The 19,783-nt window shown below is 61.4% G+C and carries 23 protein-coding genes; 8 read left to right on the forward strand and 15 right to left on the reverse strand.

All coding sequences use genetic code 11. The annotated features are described in order from the left end of the window. Positions 1 to 37 precede the first annotated feature (37 nt). The 11 genes from ABD974_RS11010 to ABD974_RS11060 all read right to left on the reverse strand — a co-directional run bounded on the left by ABD974_RS11010 (position 38) and on the right by ABD974_RS11060 (position 11,291). Positions 38 to 622, reverse strand: a complete 585-nt coding sequence (locus ABD974_RS11010; RefSeq protein WP_345303363.1) for a cation efflux transmembrane domain-containing protein — start codon at positions 620 to 622, stop codon at positions 38 to 40. Continuing rightward, entirely contained in the window at positions 619 to 3,885 is a 3,267-nt protein-coding gene (locus ABD974_RS11015; RefSeq protein WP_345303364.1) for an efflux RND transporter permease subunit, read from the reverse strand. Before ABD974_RS11015 ends, ABD974_RS11010 begins: the two co-directional genes overlap by 4 nt. A gap of 10 nt (positions 3,886 to 3,895) precedes the next feature. Continuing rightward, positions 3,896 to 5,152, reverse strand: coding sequence for an efflux RND transporter periplasmic adaptor subunit (locus ABD974_RS11020; protein ID WP_345303365.1), 1,257 nt, complete (start codon positions 5,150 to 5,152; stop codon positions 3,896 to 3,898). Beyond that, a complete protein-coding gene (locus ABD974_RS11025; RefSeq protein ID WP_345303366.1) occupies positions 5,149 to 6,405 on the reverse strand; it encodes a TolC family protein in 1,257 nt (418 codons plus the stop codon). Before ABD974_RS11025 ends, ABD974_RS11020 begins: the two co-directional genes overlap by 4 nt. Positions 6,406 to 6,464: 59 nt before the next feature. Beyond that, positions 6,465 to 6,788 (reverse strand): hypothetical protein, encoded by a 324-nt coding sequence (locus tag ABD974_RS11030; RefSeq protein WP_345303367.1) that lies wholly within the window; start codon positions 6,786 to 6,788, stop codon positions 6,465 to 6,467. A 75-nt stretch (positions 6,789 to 6,863) separates the two neighbouring features. Further along, entirely contained in the window at positions 6,864 to 8,624 is a 1,761-nt protein-coding gene (locus ABD974_RS11035) for a phosphoethanolamine transferase (protein ID WP_345303368.1), read from the reverse strand. 203 nt (positions 8,625 to 8,827) lie between these two features. Continuing rightward, positions 8,828 to 9,136 carry a hypothetical protein gene (locus tag ABD974_RS11040; RefSeq protein WP_345303369.1) on the reverse strand — a complete coding sequence of 103 codons (309 nt, stop codon included), beginning with the start codon at positions 9,134 to 9,136 and terminating at the stop codon, positions 8,828 to 8,830. A gap of 280 nt (positions 9,137 to 9,416) precedes the next feature. Then, positions 9,417 to 9,722: a type II toxin-antitoxin system RelE/ParE family toxin gene (locus tag ABD974_RS11045; protein WP_345303370.1), complete on the reverse strand. Its 306-nt coding sequence runs from the start codon at positions 9,720 to 9,722 to the stop codon at positions 9,417 to 9,419. Next, a complete protein-coding gene (locus ABD974_RS11050) occupies positions 9,719 to 10,195 on the reverse strand; it encodes a hypothetical protein (protein WP_345303371.1) in 477 nt (158 codons plus the stop codon). Before ABD974_RS11050 ends, ABD974_RS11045 begins: the two co-directional genes overlap by 4 nt. Before the next feature lie 190 nt (positions 10,196 to 10,385). Next, complete coding sequence (locus tag ABD974_RS11055; RefSeq protein ID WP_345303507.1) at positions 10,386 to 10,631, reverse strand: XVIPCD domain-containing protein; 246 nt, start codon at positions 10,629 to 10,631, stop codon at positions 10,386 to 10,388. Between the two features lie 264 nt (positions 10,632 to 10,895). Beyond that, positions 10,896 to 11,291: an H-NS histone family protein gene (locus ABD974_RS11060; protein ID WP_345303508.1), complete on the reverse strand. Its 396-nt coding sequence runs from the start codon at positions 11,289 to 11,291 to the stop codon at positions 10,896 to 10,898. Positions 11,292 to 11,395: 104 nt separating this feature from the next. Here ABD974_RS11060 and ABD974_RS11065 point away from each other — a divergent pair, with 104 nt between their 5' ends. The 5 genes from ABD974_RS11065 (at position 11,396) to ABD974_RS11085 (ending at position 15,676) form a co-directional block, all read left to right on the forward strand. Then, positions 11,396 to 11,623, forward strand: coding sequence for a hypothetical protein (locus ABD974_RS11065; RefSeq protein ID WP_345303372.1), 228 nt, complete (start codon positions 11,396 to 11,398; stop codon positions 11,621 to 11,623). A gap of 121 nt (positions 11,624 to 11,744) precedes the next feature. Next, entirely contained in the window at positions 11,745 to 12,005 is a 261-nt protein-coding gene (locus ABD974_RS11070) for a hypothetical protein (RefSeq protein ID WP_345303373.1), read from the forward strand. Positions 12,006 to 12,407: 402 nt separating this feature from the next. Then, positions 12,408 to 13,820, forward strand: coding sequence for a site-specific integrase (locus tag ABD974_RS11075; RefSeq protein ID WP_345303374.1), 1,413 nt, complete (start codon positions 12,408 to 12,410; stop codon positions 13,818 to 13,820). Between the two features lie 269 nt (positions 13,821 to 14,089). Beyond that, complete coding sequence (locus ABD974_RS11080) at positions 14,090 to 14,905, forward strand: hypothetical protein (protein ID WP_345303375.1); 816 nt, start codon at positions 14,090 to 14,092, stop codon at positions 14,903 to 14,905. Positions 14,906 to 14,929: 24 nt separating this feature from the next. Then, a complete protein-coding gene (locus ABD974_RS11085; RefSeq protein ID WP_345303376.1) occupies positions 14,930 to 15,676 on the forward strand; it encodes a hypothetical protein in 747 nt (248 codons plus the stop codon). Positions 15,677 to 15,733: 57 nt separating this feature from the next. Here ABD974_RS11085 and ABD974_RS11090 read toward each other — a convergent pair whose 3' ends face one another. Beyond that, positions 15,734 to 16,180, reverse strand: a complete 447-nt coding sequence (locus ABD974_RS11090; protein WP_345303377.1) for a helix-turn-helix domain-containing protein — start codon at positions 16,178 to 16,180, stop codon at positions 15,734 to 15,736. Here ABD974_RS11090 and ABD974_RS11095 point away from each other — a divergent pair. Then, a complete protein-coding gene (locus ABD974_RS11095) occupies positions 16,179 to 16,502 on the forward strand; it encodes a hypothetical protein (RefSeq protein ID WP_345303378.1) in 324 nt (107 codons plus the stop codon). The genes ABD974_RS11090 and ABD974_RS11095 overlap by 2 nt on opposite strands. An 11-nt stretch (positions 16,503 to 16,513) precedes the next feature. After that, positions 16,514 to 16,987, forward strand: coding sequence for a hypothetical protein (locus ABD974_RS11100; RefSeq protein WP_345303379.1), 474 nt, complete (start codon positions 16,514 to 16,516; stop codon positions 16,985 to 16,987). 144 nt (positions 16,988 to 17,131) lie between these two features. Here the strand turns inward: ABD974_RS11100 and ABD974_RS11105 are convergent, their stop codons facing one another. Genes ABD974_RS11105 through ABD974_RS11115 form a run of 3 tightly spaced genes read right to left on the reverse strand, consistent with a single transcriptional unit; the run spans position 17,132 to position 19,424 of the window. Further along, entirely contained in the window at positions 17,132 to 18,514 is a 1,383-nt protein-coding gene (locus tag ABD974_RS11105; protein WP_345303380.1) for an exonuclease domain-containing protein, read from the reverse strand. Further along, positions 18,511 to 19,062 carry an ImmA/IrrE family metallo-endopeptidase gene (locus ABD974_RS11110; protein WP_345303381.1) on the reverse strand — a complete coding sequence of 184 codons (552 nt, stop codon included), beginning with the start codon at positions 19,060 to 19,062 and terminating at the stop codon, positions 18,511 to 18,513. The genes ABD974_RS11105 and ABD974_RS11110 overlap by 4 nt, the downstream gene beginning before the upstream one ends. Continuing rightward, positions 19,059 to 19,424 carry a helix-turn-helix domain-containing protein gene (locus ABD974_RS11115; protein WP_345303382.1) on the reverse strand — a complete coding sequence of 122 codons (366 nt, stop codon included), beginning with the start codon at positions 19,422 to 19,424 and terminating at the stop codon, positions 19,059 to 19,061. The genes ABD974_RS11110 and ABD974_RS11115 overlap by 4 nt, the downstream gene beginning before the upstream one ends. 130 nt (positions 19,425 to 19,554) lie before the next feature. On the opposite strand from ABD974_RS11115, the gene ABD974_RS11120 reads away from it, so the two are divergent. Beyond that, positions 19,555 to 19,776: a DUF2188 domain-containing protein gene (locus ABD974_RS11120; RefSeq protein ID WP_345303383.1), complete on the forward strand. Its 222-nt coding sequence runs from the start codon at positions 19,555 to 19,557 to the stop codon at positions 19,774 to 19,776. The last annotated feature ends 7 nt before the right edge of the window (positions 19,777 to 19,783 follow it).

The following is a 19,783-nucleotide window of genomic DNA, read 5'->3' on the forward strand; positions in this document are numbered from 1 at the left end:
CTTCGCAGGCATGGTCAACCGGCGGCGACATTGGCTGTCAGCCATCGCCGGTCTTGCTGTTCTTGACGCTTGTGAGGATTTCGATGCCGCCCTTGAAGGCGATCAGTGCGATCAGCGCACCCGCCACCAGGTCAGGCCATGGCGTTCCCAGCCAGAGCACGAGTGCACCAGCGACGATGACGCCGCCGTTGGAAATGAAATCGTTGAAGCTGAAGGTCTCAGCGGCCTTCATGTTCACGTCGTCCGAGCGCAGGCGCCTGAGCAGAACCAGACACCACAGGTTGATTGCCGCCGCTGCCAGCGCGATCAGCATCATGGCTGGGCCCAACGGTTCCGCTCCGCTGATCCACCGGCGCACCACGTCGACCACCACCGCAACCGCGAAGAGCAGCAGCATCGCGCCTGAGACGGTCGCCGCCCCGCGCTTCCACGCGGGGCGGCGATCAATCGCCAGGTAGCTCAACAGGTAGACGGCCGCATCCGACGCGTTGTCCACGGCGTTGGCCAGCAGCGCGCTGGAATCGGCGATCCAACCGGCCACGCCCAGCCCCACGAACAGGCCCAGGTTCCACAGCAGGACCTGTCGCAGGATCCGCTTCTGCTGGACGCCGCCGGCGGTCATGTCACGTGCCGCTTCGGTCGCTTCGCCGTGGCCCGAGCCGCGAACGTGGGCAGCACGAGCAAGGTGAGCACCGTGGCGGTGAGCAGGCCGCCGATGACCACGGTCGCCAAGGGCTTCTGCACCTCCGCCCCCGACCCGGTGGCGATCGCCATCGGGATGAACCCGACGATGGCCACGAGCGCCGTGGTCAGCACCGCGCGCAGACGGCTGGACGCACCGTTGGCTGCGGCCTCAAGTGGTGCGTCGCCTGCGGTGAGCCGTTCGCGGATCGCTTGCATCAGCACCAGCCCATTGAGGGTGGCCACTCCCGACACCGCGATGAAGCCCACGGCAGCCGATACCGAGAACGGCATGCCGCGCACGAGCAACGCCAGGGCACCGCCCACCAGCGCCAGCGGCACGCAGACGAAGACCAGCCCCGCCTCGCGCACCGTTCCCAGTGCCATATACAGGAGCGTGCCGATCAGCAGGAACACGACCGGGACCACCAGCAACAGCCGCGCCTCCGCCCGCTGGAGGTTCTCGAACTGCCCACCCCACGTCAGGTAGATGCCGGAGGGCAAGGACACACCGGAAACCGCGGCTTGGGCCTCCTTCACGAACCCACCCAGATCGCGGCCTCGCACATTCGCCTGCACCACGATGCGTCGACTGCCGTTGTTGCGGCTGATCTGGTTGGGCCCTTCGGTCACGTCGATTCGGGCAAGGGACGACAGCGGCACCGTTGTGCCATCCGCAGTCACCACCGGAAGCGCGGCCAGTTGCGCGGGATCATTCCGCGCCTCTTCGTCCAGACGCACCACGACATCGAAGCGGCGGTCGCCCTCGAAGATCTTGCCGGCGGCCGTGCCGCCGACGCCGGTGGCCAAGGCTTCGCTGACGTCCGCAGCGCTCAGCCCATACTGCGCGGCCGCCGCGTGGTCGATGCGCACGGTGAGCGTCGGCAGGCCGGATATCTGCTCCACGCGCACGTCGGCTGCACCCTGCACGCCGCGCAACTTCACCGACACCTGATCGGCCACGCGTTGCAGCACTTCGAAGTCGTCGCCGTAGACCATCACCGCCAAATCCGTGCGCACGCCGGAGATCAGCTCGTTGAAGCGCAACTCGATGGGCTGGCTGAACTCGAACGCGTTGCCGATGCGGTTGCCGACGACCTTTTCCAAGCGCTCGATGAGCGCTTCCTTGTCCAGCGACGGGTCCGGCCATTCCGACCGGGGTTTGAGCACGATCACGCTGTCGGAAATGTTGGTCGGCATCGGATCGATGGCGGCCTCGGCGGTGCCGGTGCGGGAGAACACCGTCGCAACCTCCGGCTCCTTCGCCAACGCTTTCTCCAGAGACACCTGCATCGCCAAGGACTGCTCCAGCGACGCGGACGGCACCCGCAACGCCTGCATGGCGAGGTTGCCTTCGTCCAGGGTGGGCATGAACTCGCGCCCCAACGAGAAGAACGCTCCTGTGCCCATGGCCAACATCAAGGCTGCGCTGACCAGCACCGCACGTGGCCGCGCGATCGCAGCGCGGATGGCCGGCTCGGTCTTGCGGCGTGTCCACCGCAGGATCCTGGTTTCGTGTTCCTCGGCGTGGCCTTGCGTGTCACCGCCATGCTGGCCTGCTTCCGCATCCGGAGCGTGGGACGCATTCTTGGCGTGCACCTCCTTCGGATCCCGCACGAACAGCGCTGCCATGGCGGGCACGAACGTGAACGAGAAGATGAAGGCGCCCACAAGCGCCAGCATGAAGGTCGCAGCCATGGGCTGGAACGTCTTGCCCTCCACCCCTTCGAGCGTGAGGATCGGTGCGAACACCAGCAGGATGATGAGCTGACCGAATGCAGCAGGCCGCACCATCTTGCGTGCCGCCTGGATCGCCACACCCAGCCGTTCGCCTGCGGAGAGATGCCGGCCGAGTTCGGCCTGCTTCTGCCCCAGCATCAACAGCGTCGCCTCGATCACGATCACCGCGCCGTCGACCAGGATGCCGAAGTCCAGCGCGCCCAGGCTCATGAGGTTGCCGCTGATGCCGAAGCGGTTCATGCCGATCACCGCGAACAGGAACGACAGCGGGATCACCAACGCGGTGATCGCCGCCGCACGGATGTTGCCGAGCAGGAGGAACAGCACCACGACCACCAGCAGCGCGCCTTCGGTCAGGTTCTTGGCCACGGTCTTGATGGTTGAATTCACCAGCAAGCTGCGGTCCAGCACGGGTTCGGCTTCGATGCCCGGCGGCAGCGTCCGGTTGACCTCCTTGAGGCGCTCCGCTGCGGCCTGGGCCACGGTGCGGCTGTTGCCCCCGGCGATCATCAGCGCGGTGCCGAGCACCGCCTCATGGCCGTCCCGTGTGGCCGTGCCCAACCGCGGCGCCTGGCCGAGTTCGACACGCGCCACGTCGGAGACCCGCACCACCAAACCGTCGCGGTTCGCCACCGGCGCCTGCGCGAGGTCATCGATGGTCTGCGCCAGGGCGTCGGCACGGACGATGAGACCCTCGCCGCCGCGCTGCACGAAGCCCGCGCCGGCCTGCACGTTCGAACGCTCCAGCGCACGCACCAGATCGCCCATGCCCAAGCCGTAGGCCGCCATGCGTGCCGCGTCGGGACGAATGGCGTATTCCTTCACGTAGCCGCCGATGGTGTCCACGCCGGCCAGACCGGGCGTCGACCGCATCTGCGGCGCGATCAGCCAGTCCTGGACGGTGCGCAGGTAGGTCGCTCGCTGTTGCGGCGTGGTCAGCCGGTCGCCCTCGGGCGTGAGGTAGGCCTTGTCGGCCTGCCACCCGGGCTCGCCGGCCTTGGCGACCTTCTTCGCGTTGAAGGGCACGTAGTCCACCGTCCACATCAGCACCTCACCCAAACCCGTCGTCACCGGCGACATCATGGGCACCACGCCTTCGGGCAGATCCTCCTCGACTTCGCGCATCCGTTCGGCCACCTGTTGGCGGGCGAAGTAGATGTCGGTCTGGTCGGTGAAGATCGCGGTCACCTGCGAGAAGCCGTTGCGCGACAGCGAGCGGGTGCTGCTGAGTCCCGGAATGCCTGCCAGCGCGGTCTCCAGCGGGTAAGTGACCTGCCGCTCGATCTGCCCCGGCGCGAGCGCCGGCGCGATGGTGTTGATCTGCACCTGCCGATTGGTGATGTCCGGCACGGCATCGATCGGCAACCGGCTGAGTTGAAACAGGCCATATGCGGCGAGCATCGCCGCGGCGAAGACCATCGCCCAGCGGAATCTCACCGCTGTTTCGATCACGATCTTGAACATGGCGGCGCCCTCAGTGACCGTGCTCGGCTTCGCCCTTGGCGAGCTCTGCCTTCAGCAGGAACGCGTTGCTGCCAGCGATACGCTCGCTGCCAGTCAACCCGTTGAGCACTTCGATGCGGCCACCGGCGCGACGGCCGGCGAGCACGGGCATCGCGCGGAAGCCCGTGTCGGTCACCACGAACACGACCGATCGGCCTTCGACGGTCTGCACCGCGTCGGCAGGCACGCTCAGGGCCCGGCCTTGCCCCGCGGACACCACGACACCCGCGACCGGCGAACCCGCAGGCGGCAGCGTCCCGGACTCGGCGCGAGCGCGGATGACAGCCATACCGCCCTGTTCGCGGACATCGGCCGCAGCGCCGATCACCACGGCCGTGAAATTCCCGGCCGGACCGGACACTTCGATACGAGCACCGGGCGCGACCTGTGCCGCCAGTGCCGGCGGCGCGGAAAACACCAGTTCGGTCTGCTTTGGATCGGAGACGTTCGCCACCAGAGCACCTGCACTCACCACACTCCCCGGGGTGACCTGCACCGCGCCCACCACGCCCGCCACCGGGCTGGTGATGGTGATCCGGCCGCTCGCGTCCGGCGTGCCGGCAGCGCTGGCCTGGGCGACCGCAGCGCGAGCAAGCGCATCGGCCGCCAGCGAGCGAGCGCGTGAGGCTTCGAGTTCCTGCCGGGCGACCACGCCCTGCGAAACCAGAGACTGATCGCGTCGGAACACCAATCGTGCCGCCTCCGCCTCTGCCCGAGCCGCGTCGGCGTTGGCCCGCATCGTCGCAGCTTCGCCGCTGACGACCACTGCGAGCGGCTGGCCAGCGCGGACCTGCGTGCCTGGCGCAACGATCACGCGCTCCACCCGACCGGCGATGGACGATGCCACTGCGGCCCGAGCACCGATCGAAGGCTCCACCCGGCCGCTCAGCCGGGTCTCGCCACCGCCACCACGCGACACCGCGACAACGGTGATGCCGGAGGCTTCGATTTGTTCTTTCGTGAGCGCAACGGTGCCTTCTTCTTCGGCTCCTTTCTTGCCTTCTTCTTCGCCGTGCCCGCCTTCGTCGGCGTGCGCATCAGCCCCCTCACTTTCTTCGTTGTGGCCCTCTTCTCCAGCGTGGGCGTCGGCAGCGTCTTTGTCTTCGGCGTGTTCGGCGTGGGCCGCTTCGCCAGCGTCGTCGCCTGTCACACGCGCAAGGCCGAAGCCTGCTGCCAAGGCGATCAGGATCGCGGCAACCAGCACCAGTCGGTTGTTCTTGAATGTCATCGGGATTCCCCAAAAGGAGCACGGCCTTCCAGGCCGGCCAAGTCGATTTCGGCGCGGACGCGCGCGAGGCGCGCTTCCACGGCGGCGTTGCGCGCGGAGATGAGCGAGGCGCGCGTGCTGCGTAGTTCAAGTTGCGAGAGACGCCCGGCGTCAAAACCGACACGTGCCATGCGATAGGCCTCTTCAGCGGCGCCAACACCGCTGTCGGCCGCGCGAACGCGCGCCATCGATGCCGACAGCGTGGCCTCTGCAGCCAGTCGATCGGCCCGGGCTTCCTGCTGCTGGGCGGTCAGACGCGCTTCGGCAGCGCGCTGGTCGGCGTAAGCAGCACGGACACCGCCACGGTTGCGGTCGAACAACGGCACCGACACGCTCAAACCGATGGTGAACGCATCGTCCCCGGTCTCGCGGAAGCGACGCATGCCCATGCTCGCGCTGAGATCCGGACGGGCGCGCCGCTGCTCCACCGTGAGGCGCTGACCGGCTGCATCGACCTCGGCCTGCGCGATGCGAACGGCCAACGGGTCGCTGGCGTCGAGCGCATGCGATGCAGGCGCAGTGTCCAGCAAGCTCGCGCCAAGCGTTTCCACAGGGGCGTCGAGCATGGCGATCGCGGAAAGTCGGGCGAAGGCCGCATCGCGCACGGCGCGGGCTTCTTCCAGCTGGGCGCGTGCCGCATCGGTCTCGCTGCGCGCCTGGATACCGCGCAGAGTGGCCTCTCGACCGGCTTCCACCAGCAACGCGACTGCACGCGCATCCTGCTCGGACAGGGCAAGCGCTTCAGCGGCGAGATCGTAGCGGCGCGATGCCGCCTCGGCATCGCTGTAGGCCTGCGCGAGCCTGCCTGCGGCCCGCCAGCGCATCTGCTCGCTGCGCAGGCCGGTGGCGAGGGCATCGGCCCGAGCGGCGCCGATGCGGGCGCTGCGCTGGCCGAACAGTTCCAGCGGCTGCGTGACGGACACCGTGGTCTCGGCGTTGCCGAACCCGCGGTAGGGGCCGGAACCCTGGATGTTTTCGGTCTCCCAACTGAGGGAAGGGTTCGCGATGGCTCGCGCTTGTTGCGCACGGGCATCGGCGGCCTCGGACAGCGCCGCAGCCTCGATCGCGGCGGGCATCTGCTCCAACCGTGCGAGCAGGGATTGATAAGACGGCGCGACTTCCCGTGTCTGCGCCATCGCCAAGGGCGATGCGCAGACAAGGATAGCCACGCCCAGCCAGACCGCTCTGAGCGGTCGGCCAAGCAACATGGGCATTGGACACTCCTGGATCGAAATGGACGTGGAAAGCGCCCGCGCAAGGCGGGCGAAACACGTCAGATCCGGGGCGGCCTCATGAGTCCGTCGGACGCATTCGCCAAGAGGTTGGCGTCATCGATCGGTTGCGGATCGGCGGCCTTCAGAAAGAAGGCACCGACCGCCGACTGCGGCGGCAGGTCCGCCGTCGTGTGGTGGCAGTGGTTGTGCACGCAAACGTCGTGGGAGGCTTCGCCGGTGTCTTCTTTACCGGAGCTGTCCTCGGTATGAGACGCCTGATCGCCATCGGTCACGAATTCGGCCGAGTGAGTCGATTCGCCTTCCAAAGAGCAAGAAAAGGCCTCCGTCACAGGCATCAAAACCATGACTGCAAGAAGCAGCATGGCGATGGGGCGCGTGAATGGGCGGAAAAACCGATGCATAACCAAGATTATGAAGGTATCAATGCGTGTATACAATTACAGCGGCTCCCCATCTGGCTCAGGAGCATTCAGGTCGTTTCCCTGGCCGGCGGGCAGCCCCACAGATACCTGAGGTCTTGGCGTCGCGCAACTGCCAAACAGGTCCAGGGCGGGCTCGTAAACAGCGGTGGTCACCTGCATCAACCCCAGAACGGAATGGAACAGGTTGTCGTGGCTGGCCGGCTGATCGGCCCGGGCCCTCACGCAGCGCATGTCGATGCCGGTGCTGGCGATCATGCCGGGCGAGAGCCAAGCCACCATGGGCACCTTGATCTGCGTGTCCGGTGCGATCGCATACGGGAAGCCGTGCAGGTAAATGTTGTTCTCGCCCAACGACTCACCGTGATCGGACAGGTAGATCAAGGCCGTGTCGTGGGACGCGTCCTGGGCCAGCATGCGGATCGCCTTGGCCAGGAAATCGTCGGTGGCGAGGATGGCATTGTCATAGGCGTTGACGATCTGTTCGCGGCTGCACCGCTTCAGGTCGGCTTCCCGGCAATCGGGCAAGAAGCGCCTGAACTCGTCGCCGTATCGCTTGTAGTAACTGGGACCATGGTTTCCGATTTGATGTAGAACGACCACCACGTCCCCGGGGTTGTCGTCGATGGCATCGTGCAAGCCCTGCAACATCACGGCGTCACGGCACGCTTCGTCATTGCACATCGGATTCTTCGGCGGCTTCCGGTAGGACTGGAATGGCAGTCCATCGCAGACCCCTTTGCATCCCGTCTGGTTGTCGCGCCACAGCGTCCGGACCGCCGCCCTTTCCAGCACATGCAGAAGCGAATCGGAATTGCTGATGAGCTGCTGGTCGTAGCGTCGACGGCCGGTGGAGGAAAACATGCAAGGCACAGAGACTTCGGTGTTCGAGCCGCACGCGCTCACGTCCTTGTAGTTGACGACGTCCAGACGGGCCAGTTGCGGCGTGGTCTGGCGGCCGTAGCCGTTCAGGCCCCAGTTCTGGGCGCGAGCGGTCTCGCCCACGACGATCACGAGGAAATGCGGTTTGGTCGATGCGGTGTGTCCCTGAAGTCTCGCGTCCGCACCCACCACCTGGCGCGGCCCTTCAGGTGCACGAGCACGCTCGGCGAGGACCTTGGTCGTGGCCACCAGCACATTGCCAGGCGCAATCATGTAGCGCAGCGACGGATGATTGCGCATCAGAGGCGAAAGGTCGTCGAACGCAACGAACAAGGATGCAGCAGTCAGCACGATCATCGAGAAGGCGAACAGCAGTCGGCGCATCAATGCCATCCGAAGCGGACGCACATGGATCCGAACCAGCCAGACCAGCAACGACGGCAGCGCACCGAACAGCAGCAACGACACCCCGAGATCCAGCGTCAGCAGCTCTCCCGCCTCGGTGGTATCGGTGCGCAGCACGTTCCGGATCATGCTTGGATCGATATAGACCGAGTATTTCTTCGAGAAATACGACACCCCAGCCGCAGCCAGAAGCAACAGGGTCAGCGCAGGCTTTGCGACGGCACGCGGGATCAGAACCACGAGTAGCAGCGCATGAAGGGCGAAGATGGCGAGGGCAGCGCAAAGCACCACGACCCATGCATCGGATTCGGAAAGCGTGCCAGCCGCTCGCATGCCTGACCAGAAAGCGGAGTTCGTGGCCAGTACGAAGTATGCGGCCACGACGACAATCAAGCCTTCGATGCTGATCGAAGGCAGATTTCTAGCCAGCGATCCACCTAAACCTGTGCGTGCCACACGAGGACGACGTGTTTCATCGAGAGGGCGCTTCATCAGTGCGGCCCTCCCGCAAACGGGTTCACATTGAAACGGGACGCAACACGCCTGCGCGGCGGCGCCTTTGATGGCGACACACGCACATAGGCGGCCACGCCCGAACCGGCCGCGTTCCGCGGCCGGGCGAGCAAGCTGCACATGGGAAACTCCTGGATTGAGAAATGACGTGGAGATGCGCGCCTGCAGTTGCAGGCGTCACGTCAGGCCCGTGGGGGCCTCATCAATCCATCGGAGCAGTTGGACAAACGGTTCGCGTCCTGGCGGGGATAGGCGGCTCCGCCGCGCCCATGGTCCGGGGCGGCCAGCCCGTCAGACGGAACGTCCGCTGTGGTGTGGTGGCAATGGTTGTGCGCGCAAACACCGTGCTGGGTATCGGCTTCACGCTGCTTGCCGGACGGATCAGAAGCGGTGCGCTCTCCGGCTTCGGCGGCATAGGTGGATTCGGACTCGAACGCGCAGGCGAAAGCATCGGCCACGGGCACAGCGGCCATGACTGCGATCAGCAGCATGGCGACGAAGCGCCCGAGATGTCGAAAAGGCCGTCGCATGTGCCATGAGTATGAATCCATACCCTGCAAGGCCACAAGACGGGCGCAGCCTTGGGGATACCGGTGTCGCAGGCGCGCTGGGGCGGCGCTTCCTGTTGCATGCAGGAGGACGACCCAACGTAGGTTCCTGTGCGCCGCTCGCCAAGGTGCGCGCATCAAAGTTTGGCACTGGCCTGCTCCGACAGTGGTGGCGAAAACAGAGCCATGCCGGTCAGCGCTTCATGGGTAGCCATCGAAAACGTTAAGGATTTGGTTTCCAGTTCGAGCGCGAGTGCCTCACGCGCTCAATTTCTACACGTCCGCCGATGCGGCGGTAAAGAATAACGAAGTGCCCATCGTGGGTCGTGTAGAGATGCGAATCCGCTAAAGGCCCTTGCTTGTAGGTGGCCACACCATCGAGCGCGTTTCCTTCAGCCTCAATCCGATCATCCTGCTCGGCGGCCGCGGCGTGTATCTGCGGATCCGCACTTGCGATCGCACGCTCCAGCGCGTTGACTAGGAACCAGGTGCGATCATTGAGCGCAGTCTGTTTCCATTCAACTGTCACGCGCGCGCGCCCCCGTTTCGCACAGCCGCATCAAGGCGCGCTTGCTGCTCGGCCTTGACCGCATCCATCTGCTGCTTCGCTTGGAAGCTCGATAGAGCAGGCCTAGGATCGGCGCGAGCTTCCAGAACGTCCTCACGCAGGGAGGCGACATAACGGGCATCGGCGTCTTTGAGCTTCATCGCCGCCGACCGATCGGGACGACGTCGAACGCCTTGGCCTCCTTCAGCTTCCCATTGCACGGCATCGACTCGGAGCAAATCCAACCGCACGCCCAACTCGCGCAGGACTTTCAGGGCGCTCTCAAAGGTGCCAAACCGACGGGGTTCGTTGGCCTTGGTGGCCAATACCCGGGCTTGGTTATAGGTGTGAAGTTGCACAGTCCAGCCGCCGGGCAAGCCGATCACCTCGGCCTGCTTGACGGCACCGGCGTCCACCAGCTCTCGCGCGGTGGCTAATTTCAAGAATTCGGCCATCACAAAGACCTTTCATTCATTTATTGGGATGCAATTTACCATTAACTGGGTGTCAGTCAATGAATAGAGTATGTCAGCGAAAAGGGACGGATTCCCAGCCCGAGCGCCAGCCCGTCTGCTCCGCGTCCTATCAGGCCTTTATCGGGCACCGTTGGCCCGGATCCTCCACCTGCAGAGCTGACGCTTGCGGTCAGCGGGGGCCTGCCAACGCGTCGTCGATCTGCCGCCGCGCCTCCAGCGGTTGGTTCATCGCCTGCGCAGTTGGCACCGCCACGCGAGGCGCTTTCGGATCCGGAGGGTCCTTCCGCGCGAAGAGCGTCTGCGCATCGGCACTGGCCACGGCGCGATCCGGGTCGAAGTCCGCCTTGACCGTGGCGCTGGTCAGCGCGCGTTGCGCGGGCCGGGGGTGCGGTTCGACGGAAGCGTATTGGCGTATGTGGGGTCAAGATGAAGATGGGCCGCAAGCAAGGCCAGCGCGACCAAGCGCTGGCCGCGCTGTTGAAGTAAACGGTGAGAGCTTGGGCCAAGAGCTCAAGCACGCCATCTCCCCGGTCCAGACAGGAGACAGCCGCGCCGACTTGCCTCCGAAACGCGATTGCGCGCGGTATTGCATCGCACTCTCGGTGCATAGGGCTGAGCGGATTTGGATCCGCTTCTGGCGTGGTCTCGATGGCCTAAACGCTTGCAACAGCAGCGCCGCTCATCCAGGAAATTTCGGATACTTCTGCTTTGGGTGCTTGGCTTTCCACTCGCGGTGAGAAACAGTGCCCTCCCACGCAGCAAACGATCGCGGCGGTCGGCCGCGACCGGACCAGGTCTCGCCCGTGTGCGGAAGCCAATACTTCGGCGGAGCTTCCGAAACAGCACGTGCCGCCTTCTTCGCCGGACGCGTTCCGGCTGCCACCAGCGCGGCGATCTCGCTCTTTTGCTTGGCGTCGAAGGAGCTCGCGAACAAGTGCAGGATGCTCATTGTCTGAGCGAACGCGTCGTCGGTTTGCTCCTTTCGCAGTTCTTGCTCCTGCTGATCCAAGCGGCGGATTTCCTCGGCCAATTCCGCTTTGGCCGAGGCGATGGATTCAAGGGTCGGTTTCATAATCAAGAAGTTGGAATCGCGTGCGGACAATTGTAGCGCCACGCTCGGCTTTGCTTGCTTGACGGGCACCTGCTCGGTGGTATGAATCCACTTTTCCGGAGGATCCCATGCCCAATCCGCCATACCCGGTCCCCACCGCGAAAGCGCACGCCCCCTTGATTGATGACGAAGAGCGGGCGATTCGCCAGTATGCGGTCGAAGAAATGTTCCGGGTCCACGCCGAAATCGGCCATCGCTTGGACGACTGCTGCTTGCCTCTCCTCGATCAGTTCACCAACGGCGAGTTGGATGTCGACGAGTTGCACGCGGCGATGATGCGGCTTTATTACCACTGATCCGGATGAACGTGGCGGCGAATACGCAAATTTTAGCTTTACGGCCTTTCACTCAACGATGCGATCATCTTGACGGAGGTGGTTATCTTGGTAGGAATCGAGCTCCCCCAGGAGGCCGCCCATGACCGCGAAACACATCCACATCGTCCGCACCGCCCCGATCGCCGATTCCGAACGTGCCGTGCGGCGCGGCGTCGTCGACAAGCTCGTCGCAGACTGCCGCGCAGCGGGCGTTCCCATTGGCCCGCACGCCATGGACGTCATGGAACGTTTCGCAACAGGCGAAGTCGACGCTGACCATTTGCATCGCGAGATGCGCGTGGCCGCCACGCTGGAAAAGAGCTCTTACAACACCTCGACGCGCGAAGGTCGGCAAGCTTGACCGCCGGAACTCTGCCTAGAGGAACGGCGCAACGCGATACGAGCGCGGGCCGGTCGTGTGCGAGATCAGAATTGACTAACAACCCAGCGCGGGTTCGGTCTGATTCGACTCTTTCGACGTATTCTGAAAAGCCTAACATTTATCAGACGTACAGACTTAGACTAACAACCGCGCCGTTAGGCATTCCTTGAACAGTACAGTTATGCCCGTGATGCATGCATTGGGATTTCACATCCAAAATCCCTTATTTTTCTAGCCTTTCTTGTAACCATCGCCCTAAGAACAGTCACCTGCCCCAGTGCCACTTGTTGCGCATGTTTTAGCGCCTCTGGACAGCGATCAGGATTGCCAAAACCCCGTTGACGGATTTCTTTTATCCCCTATCACGTCTCCTGACTTCACATGGAGATCAACGTGACAGATGACGCTGTTGATGACATCGACTCTTACATGAAAGCCCCAAAGGGCGTCCTCATCCTGGCGGACGTTCGAATTGGCCGCATGAAGGTCGGGAAGATGGTGATCCAAGGGGCTGATGCGGCCCAAAGCGCGCTGGATGTCATCCGACATTCCTTTGAGAACACGCGCCGGGTGCGGACGAAACGCTTAGGAACGCGCCATGCCGACGCGCTGCCCCTCGGGTCCCCCGCACGCATGCTCTCGGTGGAGATCGCCGACTATGTCGGTCACCTCAAGCGGCGTCGGCTAAAGAAGGACACTATCGATGCCGTCACGCGAACGTTGCGCGTGCTTCTCGCCGCGTGCGGCGACACCGTCGTGTCGAACATCACGACCGAGCACATCTACCTCGCATGGGACCTGCTCACTTGGGCATCGCCCGGAGACATCTGGGAACTGCATTTGAAGTCGGTTCCCCCAGAAGACATGCTCGCGCAGGTCAGGCGCCCGGACGGCCGACCCGCCGCATCCAAGACACTCGAAAAGCACCGCCGCTTTCTGACGACGTTCTTCAAAAAACTTCAGACAACGGGCGCGATCTACCAGTCGCCCATGGCGGGTTTCGGCAAGTTGCCCAACGATCTCCGACGCCCCGCGAACAGCGTGGTCCGCTACTTCTCCGAACAGGATTTGAAGAAGATTTTCGAACCGGGCACGTTCATCCCATGGGCGAAGAAATACCCGCATCGGTGGTGGTGCCCCATCCTGGCGCTTTACACCGGCGCCCGCATCAACGAGGTCGCGCAGCTCAAGCTCTGTGACGTGTTCGAGAAGGCTGGCCGCTGGTGGATCGCCATCCAGATCACGGACGACGCCGAGGCACCGGACAAGACGCACTCGGCTTCCAGCCAAAGCCTGAAAGGCGTGTCGGCCATCCGAACCATCCCGATCCACCCCAGACTTCAGCAAGCAGGCTTTCTGGAATTCGTCCAAGACATGCATGTGTGCGGGCACGAGCGGCTCTTCCCCAACCTGCCCGCCGGGACGAACAAGGAAACCAAAGAGTCCAATCGGCGCTACGGGAGCGCCATCGGACGCCAGTTCGGCGCCTACCTCAAGGACTTGAAGTTCGGCGTCGGCATCGGCTTCCACGCCTTTCGCCACGTGTTCATCACCCACTTGTCGAAGAAGCGGGTCCACGACGGCGACTTGGCTCTGCTAACCGGCCACAGCAAAGGAAACGACTACCCCGTGCTGCAAGTCTACAAGCACCCAGACGAAGTCTTGGACGACCAGGCGAAGTGGGATGCCATCGTGAAGTTCACCCCGGACGTCGAGGTGCCCAAGTATCGCAAGGGCCAGTTCCGCGAGGCGTTGTCCGACCCCTCTAAGTTCTATCCTCCGCTCAAGCAGTAGATAAGTGCAGAGTACTTCCCACAACTGCGCCTAGGATGTGAGTCGCCTATCGTATTCAGGTACGCGTTTGCCCATCTTGACTTTAGCCGCTATAAGTTGTAACTTAACCCTCAATGGGGGCTTTAATGGCCATGTGGAAGCTGCCCAGGAGTCTACCGAAGGGGGCCACCTTTTTAGACCACGCAGGTTGCGCCAAATGGTGGGCAATCCTGTGATACCACAAGAAGAGTTCGCAATCGCGAGCTCTTTTTTTTTGGGAAGTTGCGAGAATGGACAAAGAACGCGTAGTAGAGATTATCACGCAACTGGTGTCTGAGCTTGGCCCCATCACGGGTTCCAAGCTGTCTTCTTTGCTTAGGAAAGCAGATGGATCTTGGAATCCGAGTGCGTATGGCGTGCCGACGCTCGGAGTGTTTATTTCAAGTTTCGTGCCGCAAGTTAGCGAAGTGGGCCGAGCCGGCTTGGATCCGCTCTATGGAATACATCACGCTGACAGGGACATCGTAACTGCCGCAGTTGAAGATATCTGGCGAGCTTGGTCAAGTCCGAACAGTAAGCTTGCAGTTGAAGTTAGCGCTTCCACAGGTGAACTGAGGACGGTAGAACGCCATCAACCTATTACTACAGGATGGGCTCGCTTAGCCACGCCGGATGCCGATGCGCACCGATCAATGGCCCGCGACTTCATCGCATTGCAGTTTCCTTCCGGCGATCCCGAACTTTCCGAATTGATCACACCTGACACTTACTGGTGGCAGACGTGGTTTAAGCAAATCAGACAACGCAAACTTGCGCGTGTTTGGTCGGACTTCCGGCGTGCTCGCCTTTTCGCAGAGTTTGAGCGCGCGGTATCGCTGGCAACCATCTCCCCTGAAGCTGATGCGTCTGCCCGTCTGCTAGTGCGGCGATGGGGTAGCTTAGGCGCTGAATTACATGAAACACTGGCGCTTCGCAGTGAGTCTCCAAATAAGAGCGAACTTCGCACAATCGCAATGCTTGCGATTGAAGAAATGAACGACGACGAGTTGTTAGCACTTCGTCTGCCTCTCGGCCTTGTATTGCGCGCCATCAAACGCAATCGGTGACGCGCCAGCCAAGGACCGGGCACCATGCGATTTTTGTTCATACTTGATCGGCATGCTCGAGCTTTGGATGCTGTGATCCAAGAACTCGGCGTGAGCGATATTGAAATCATTGCCGTCTCCAAGCGAGATCGCACAATTGCAACTCCTTTGCTTGAACGACTGATCAAAACTCAAACAGCAGTTGGTTTGTGTGAGATTGACCGAAGCTACCGAAAAAGTCTAGGCAATTTGACCTTTAGCTTGTGTCGAAAAGCGTTTCGGAGTGATGACGCAATATTGAGAGAGTGGTTAAAGCCACCACCACCGGCTCCTACAGCAGAGTCACCTGCTCCGTCTGCAAGTTTTCTGAATGCTTCCTCTATCCAGCCAAGGTTGATACTTGCGGATGGAGCACTCGACAGAGCAGATGAAATCCCCGAGCACCGGTGGCTGTTCGTGAGCAAATCTGCGAGCCTGCTTGCTAGATACGCAGGTGGGGAAGCGATGGGAGACATGCGAAATTGGGAGCATCTACACGGTGTTGACTTCGCGGCTACCGGTAAAGTGATTCACGTCTACAAGTTGCCTGGTCAACACAAAGCAACAAAAACGCAGTGGCATCTGAAACAGGGCGATAAAACAAGTGCGATAAGTGCTGCCCGAATTTATTTTGATAGCTGCTCGGTAAATGGAGAGATGCACACAATTGTCTTCTATGTCGGTCCTCATCCACCCGACGGGCAGTATGAGCCGAAATTCAGCAGCGCGCAGTGGGTAAAGCGAGAGAGCTAAGTCGACCACAATTGACTCAAAGAGTCGTAAAGAAAAGAGGCAAGTCTATGCCCAAGTTCAACTTTTGCCTTTGACGAATTCTTTCAATCGCTCCAATGCCTCTTTCTGCTTCGCAGCCGGTAGCTTCGCCACCAGTAGGATGACGTCAGCCATCACCTCGGACGTTGCGTGGAAGTAGGCAGCCGGCACCCCCAAAGCTTTGGCCAAGGCCTGCGCCGTTGCCAGATCCGGTTCGTGCTCACCGGTCTCGTAGCGGCTCATGCGGGCTGCCCCGGCGACGGGGTCGACCATCCCAATGCGCCTCGCCAGCTCCGCCTGGGTCCAACCCGCCGCCGTGCGAGCGCCGCGGAGGCGCTTGCCGAACAAGGTGGTTGGCGGCTTGGGCTTGGGCATCGATGCAGTTGCACGGTGGCTGAACTCCCAGAATTTTGATCTTTCCAACTCGGCATTGCATTTGCGATTATCGTAAATGCCGCCGGGTGGTGGTTCAACGGGGATACCCATGCATACGAACAAAGGATCGGGCCTTTTAGCCCTCGCCTGCGCTTTCGCGCTCGCCGGCTGCAGCGCCGGCCCCTCGAAGGCCGATGCCCAGAAGGCGATCGAGGCCGAATTCTCCCGGATGTTCGGGGCCGCGCTCCAAGGCGTCGAAATCCAGGGCTTCGAGATGGCCGGCTGCCGAAAGGCCAAGGCCGCCGACGGCTACGCCTGCGACGTCACCGGGAAGGTGGTGCTCAACATCGCCGGCACCCAGCAGGTCCGTCCGCTCCAAGGGAACCTCCGCTTCCGCCGGGACGGCGGCGGCTGGAAGGTCTACGAGAAGTGAGGGCCGCCTCCATGACCCAACATTCCTACGCGAACGTCGGCTGCGCGACGGTCATCCTGGGCGGCTTCGGGCTGCTCCTCTTCGGAGTCGGGCTGGACGAACTCTCAGGGAGCCGGTTGGCCCCGGCCGGCGGCTACCTGCTCGGCGCGGGAGCGGTCTGGGGCTTCCTGGCCTTCCTCTGGGCCATCAACATCCGCGCGAACGGGCGCCGGGCGTGGGTCGCCCGGCAGCCCTACCCTCACTTAGCCGAAAAGGGGCTCAAGCGTGGCGGATTCTTGAAGGGAGCGGCCGTGACCTGGGTGCTAGTGGCCGCGGCCCACGCGGCAGCCTACTTCGCGGTGTTCCAGCCAGCGCTGAGCGATGGCTTGCGGACGACCGCCATGTCGCTGGCTTACGGCATCCTCCCGCTGTGCCACCTCGTGGTGCCGCTGACGGGAGGGTTCCTGTGGAGCGCATGGGTGGGCTCGTCGACGCCCAAGAGCTAGCGAGTCAGATTTGGAATCTCCTAGAAGTCCTGCAAGAACTTTTCTTACGGTATCCGGAGTAATCACATGCTGCCTGACGCAGGCGGCGTTGATCGGAGTAGGACCTAAAATATCTAGAAGAGAACCTATTCATCGAAAACATGCTCACTGTTCGTCAGCAATTTTCTTGGTCAAATAACTCCGATACTCAATCAGCCGTTCAACGTCTGCCGGGGCCAAGCGCTTTATGAGGTCATCCGTTTCAGAAACCGCCTGAGCGCAGCTCAACGGCCCTACTTCCAATGCTTGTTCGCGTTGCGCAAAGTGGGCTTTGACAGCTTGGCTCTGCTGCTGTGTAAGCAAGTGAGGAACTTCGTCGTGGAGAAGCCGCATTCCAAGCAATCTCAGTCGGTCATCCTTGAGCCGACTTACCAAATCGGCGCGCTCGTGCCACCCTGCCTCATGGAACTGCTGCATCAATACCTCATCCTCACGCGTATAGAAGCCATCATAGATGCGCTGTTCTACATACGACGAGGTCGGCCATGGCTTAGCACGGGAGTGATAAATTCTAATCAGACGTTCACACACACTGGGGTCAGCCTTGACCTCGCAGGCAATCGTTTCCATCTCATATTGGTCAAGGTCGAACTCCAACTCATCGACTTCATACAGCGGAGTTAGGCTTGGCGCAGCATTGACTCGGACACGCCGCAACGGGCACGGCTTTTCGTCAAGTGAGGCAAGAATTTCATCGTCCGACGCCATCAGAAGAGTGCGTGTGCGCGAATTCAGCGTTAGACAGAGTCGTGCATTAGCGTCTGCGGGATCAATCCCAACGCATACTACGGGCGTGTGATATGCCTCGTTCGAATAAAACTCGGTCAATAGGAAAGCATCTTCGCCTTGAATAAAGTCGATCACAGTCGCCTTCTTAGAAAAGCGAACGAAACGCTGCCATGCCTGCGGGGCGCGGACACTGACCAAACGACAAAGGGCAAGAGTGGCTTCGACATCGGACATCGCAGCATGTGCTTTCCGATGCTGTAGCTTATTTGCACGAGCCAAATCTGGCAGCCTGAAACTCCGACGCCCGGTTTCACCGACTGGCACTATAAGCGCATCGGATGAATTAGCGACGGCTGACAGCGCGAGACCAAGAACATCGGCTCGCCCGTTGTTGTGAAAGCTCGTCAAATAAGGCGGATAGAGCGCTTGGTAGAACGCTTGACGTAAAAGCTCTTCGTCGAAGCGGATTGAGTTATACCCTGCAAAGATTGAAGGTGACCAAGATAAAAGCTTCGCGTGGATAGCGCAGACCATCGAGTAGAAAGACGGTAGAGCTGGATCCAGGAGCTGGGAAATCCCGATCTCATTCACCCATAGGGCAGAAGGATGAGGGATGACATGGCCGCGCAACCGAGACCGTATTTCAAATCTATCAATCTCCTTGAGATTGCTGTCCGTTCTGATCGCAGCAAAGTGAACGATCTGGTCGAAGGCTTTAGAAAGCCCCGTCGTTTCAGTGTCGAAAAAGACGAAGCTCACTTCGTCTGCGGATCGTTCATGAGGCCAATTAACCGGAAGCGGAGCGCGGAAGCACTCACCCTGAATTTCTTAGCAAGCGTTTCAATCTGAGTGTCATCGTCCATGTCGACACCACCTTCATCCAAGGCCTTAACCAACAGATCCTTCGGCATTAGCAGTTCTGAAGCAAAGGCATTAGCCTCAATTTCTAGCAAGTCGACACCCTGAGAGGACACGTCATCTCTCAGCAGAACGCGCAACCCTTTATCGACATGCACTGCATTTTTTAGATGCTCGGCGTGAAGCACATGATGGCCCAACTCGTGGGCAGCCGAAAAACGCTGTCGATTAGGATGGTGCAGAGCGTTGATGCCAATGATTGAAAGGCCATCGTTGATATAAGCCATCCCCGAGAGATCTTCCTCGAAGGGCGCGTATTGCAGAACGATATCGCGCTTCTTAATGATCTTCTCGATTGGCACCGGCGCGGATGTCACACGAAATTCTTCTAGCAATTCGCGAGCTCGCTGCCTCGCAATTTCTTTGACATTAGGCGAGCCGGCGCTCATGCCTTGCTCTTCCGCTGCGATAAAGCTTTGGACACTAGTTCGCTCATAACTGCCTTTGTCTGTTCGCTGATGTTCTGATCTGCGAAGGGCACGCCAAGCAATTCAGTGTCAAGTCGGCTAGAACCAACAGCTGTCGGAAGCAAGTCCGCAGCATTAGACATCTTCAGCGCCTCAGCGAACCGATAGAGATGATGAAGCAATACGTTCTGTCTGCCGCATTCGATGTTAGCAATCGAGGCTCGTGACATGCCTACAGCAGTCGCAAGCTTCTGCTGGGTCATCTTCAGCCCACGTCGCCGCGCCGCTATTTGCTGGCCCAGCCGTTCATATATCTCTTCATCGCGCACGAAAGATGTTTGCACCTGCTTGCCCGCAATGTCAAGGTCGCAAACAATTGTGCTTAATACAAACTTCTATTTGTGCTTATTGACACAACCTTTCAGGATATGGCCTCATAGTCTCACTGCGGGATTCGCCCGCTAGGAGATTGAGATGAGCAAACGTATCCACGTCGTCCCTCACGGCTCCGGCTGGGCCACGCGCAGCGAAGGCGCGAGCCGAGTGGGCGGAACCCACCGCACGCAGAGCGAAGCCGCTGAGGCCGCCCGCAATCAGGCCATCCGTCAACGCGGCGAGGTCGTGATCCACCGTCCCGACGGACGGATCCGCGATTCCAACAGTTACGGCAACGACCCCTTTCCTCCGAAGGGCTAAGCCCCCA

Source organism: Lysobacter hankyongensis (genome assembly GCF_039543145.1).
In the GTDB taxonomy this organism is placed as follows: domain Bacteria; phylum Pseudomonadota; class Gammaproteobacteria; order Xanthomonadales; family Xanthomonadaceae; genus Lysobacter_I; species Lysobacter_I hankyongensis.

Bases quoted from the DNA above. Each gene is read 5' to 3' on its own strand.
- ABD974_RS11080 (WP_345303375.1), top strand. From the start codon at position 14,090: ATGGACAAAGAACGCGTAGTAGAGATTATCACGCAACTGGTGTCTGAG.
- ABD974_RS11065 (WP_345303372.1), top strand. From the start codon at position 11,396: ATGCCCAATCCGCCATACCCGGTCCCCACCGCGAAAGCGCACGCCCCC.
- ABD974_RS11050 (WP_345303371.1), bottom strand. From the start codon at position 10,195: ATGGCCGAATTCTTGAAATTAGCCACCGCGCGAGAGCTGGTGGACGCC.
- ABD974_RS11100 (WP_345303379.1), top strand. From the start codon at position 16,514: ATGACCCAACATTCCTACGCGAACGTCGGCTGCGCGACGGTCATCCTG.
- ABD974_RS11075 (WP_345303374.1), top strand. From the start codon at position 12,408: ATGGAGATCAACGTGACAGATGACGCTGTTGATGACATCGACTCTTAC.
- ABD974_RS11010 (WP_345303363.1), bottom strand. From the start codon at position 622: ATGACCGCCGGCGGCGTCCAGCAGAAGCGGATCCTGCGACAGGTCCTG.
- ABD974_RS11090 (WP_345303377.1), bottom strand. From the start codon at position 16,180: ATGGGTATCCCCGTTGAACCACCACCCGGCGGCATTTACGATAATCGC.
- ABD974_RS11035 (WP_345303368.1), bottom strand. From the start codon at position 8,624: ATGAAGCGCCCTCTCGATGAAACACGTCGTCCTCGTGTGGCACGCACA.
- ABD974_RS11025 (WP_345303366.1), bottom strand. From the start codon at position 6,405: ATGCCCATGTTGCTTGGCCGACCGCTCAGAGCGGTCTGGCTGGGCGTG.
- ABD974_RS11110 (WP_345303381.1), bottom strand. From the start codon at position 19,062: ATGAGCGCCGGCTCGCCTAATGTCAAAGAAATTGCGAGGCAGCGAGCT.
- ABD974_RS11070 (WP_345303373.1), top strand. From the start codon at position 11,745: ATGACCGCGAAACACATCCACATCGTCCGCACCGCCCCGATCGCCGAT.
- ABD974_RS11085 (WP_345303376.1), top strand. From the start codon at position 14,930: ATGCGATTTTTGTTCATACTTGATCGGCATGCTCGAGCTTTGGATGCT.
- ABD974_RS11030 (WP_345303367.1), bottom strand. From the start codon at position 6,788: ATGCTGCTTCTTGCAGTCATGGTTTTGATGCCTGTGACGGAGGCCTTT.
- ABD974_RS11040 (WP_345303369.1), bottom strand. From the start codon at position 9,136: ATGCTGCTGATCGCAGTCATGGCCGCTGTGCCCGTGGCCGATGCTTTC.
- ABD974_RS11095 (WP_345303378.1), top strand. From the start codon at position 16,179: ATGCATACGAACAAAGGATCGGGCCTTTTAGCCCTCGCCTGCGCTTTC.
- ABD974_RS11020 (WP_345303365.1), bottom strand. From the start codon at position 5,152: ATGACATTCAAGAACAACCGACTGGTGCTGGTTGCCGCGATCCTGATC.
- ABD974_RS11015 (WP_345303364.1), bottom strand. From the start codon at position 3,885: ATGTTCAAGATCGTGATCGAAACAGCGGTGAGATTCCGCTGGGCGATG.
- ABD974_RS11120 (WP_345303383.1), top strand. From the start codon at position 19,555: ATGAGCAAACGTATCCACGTCGTCCCTCACGGCTCCGGCTGGGCCACG.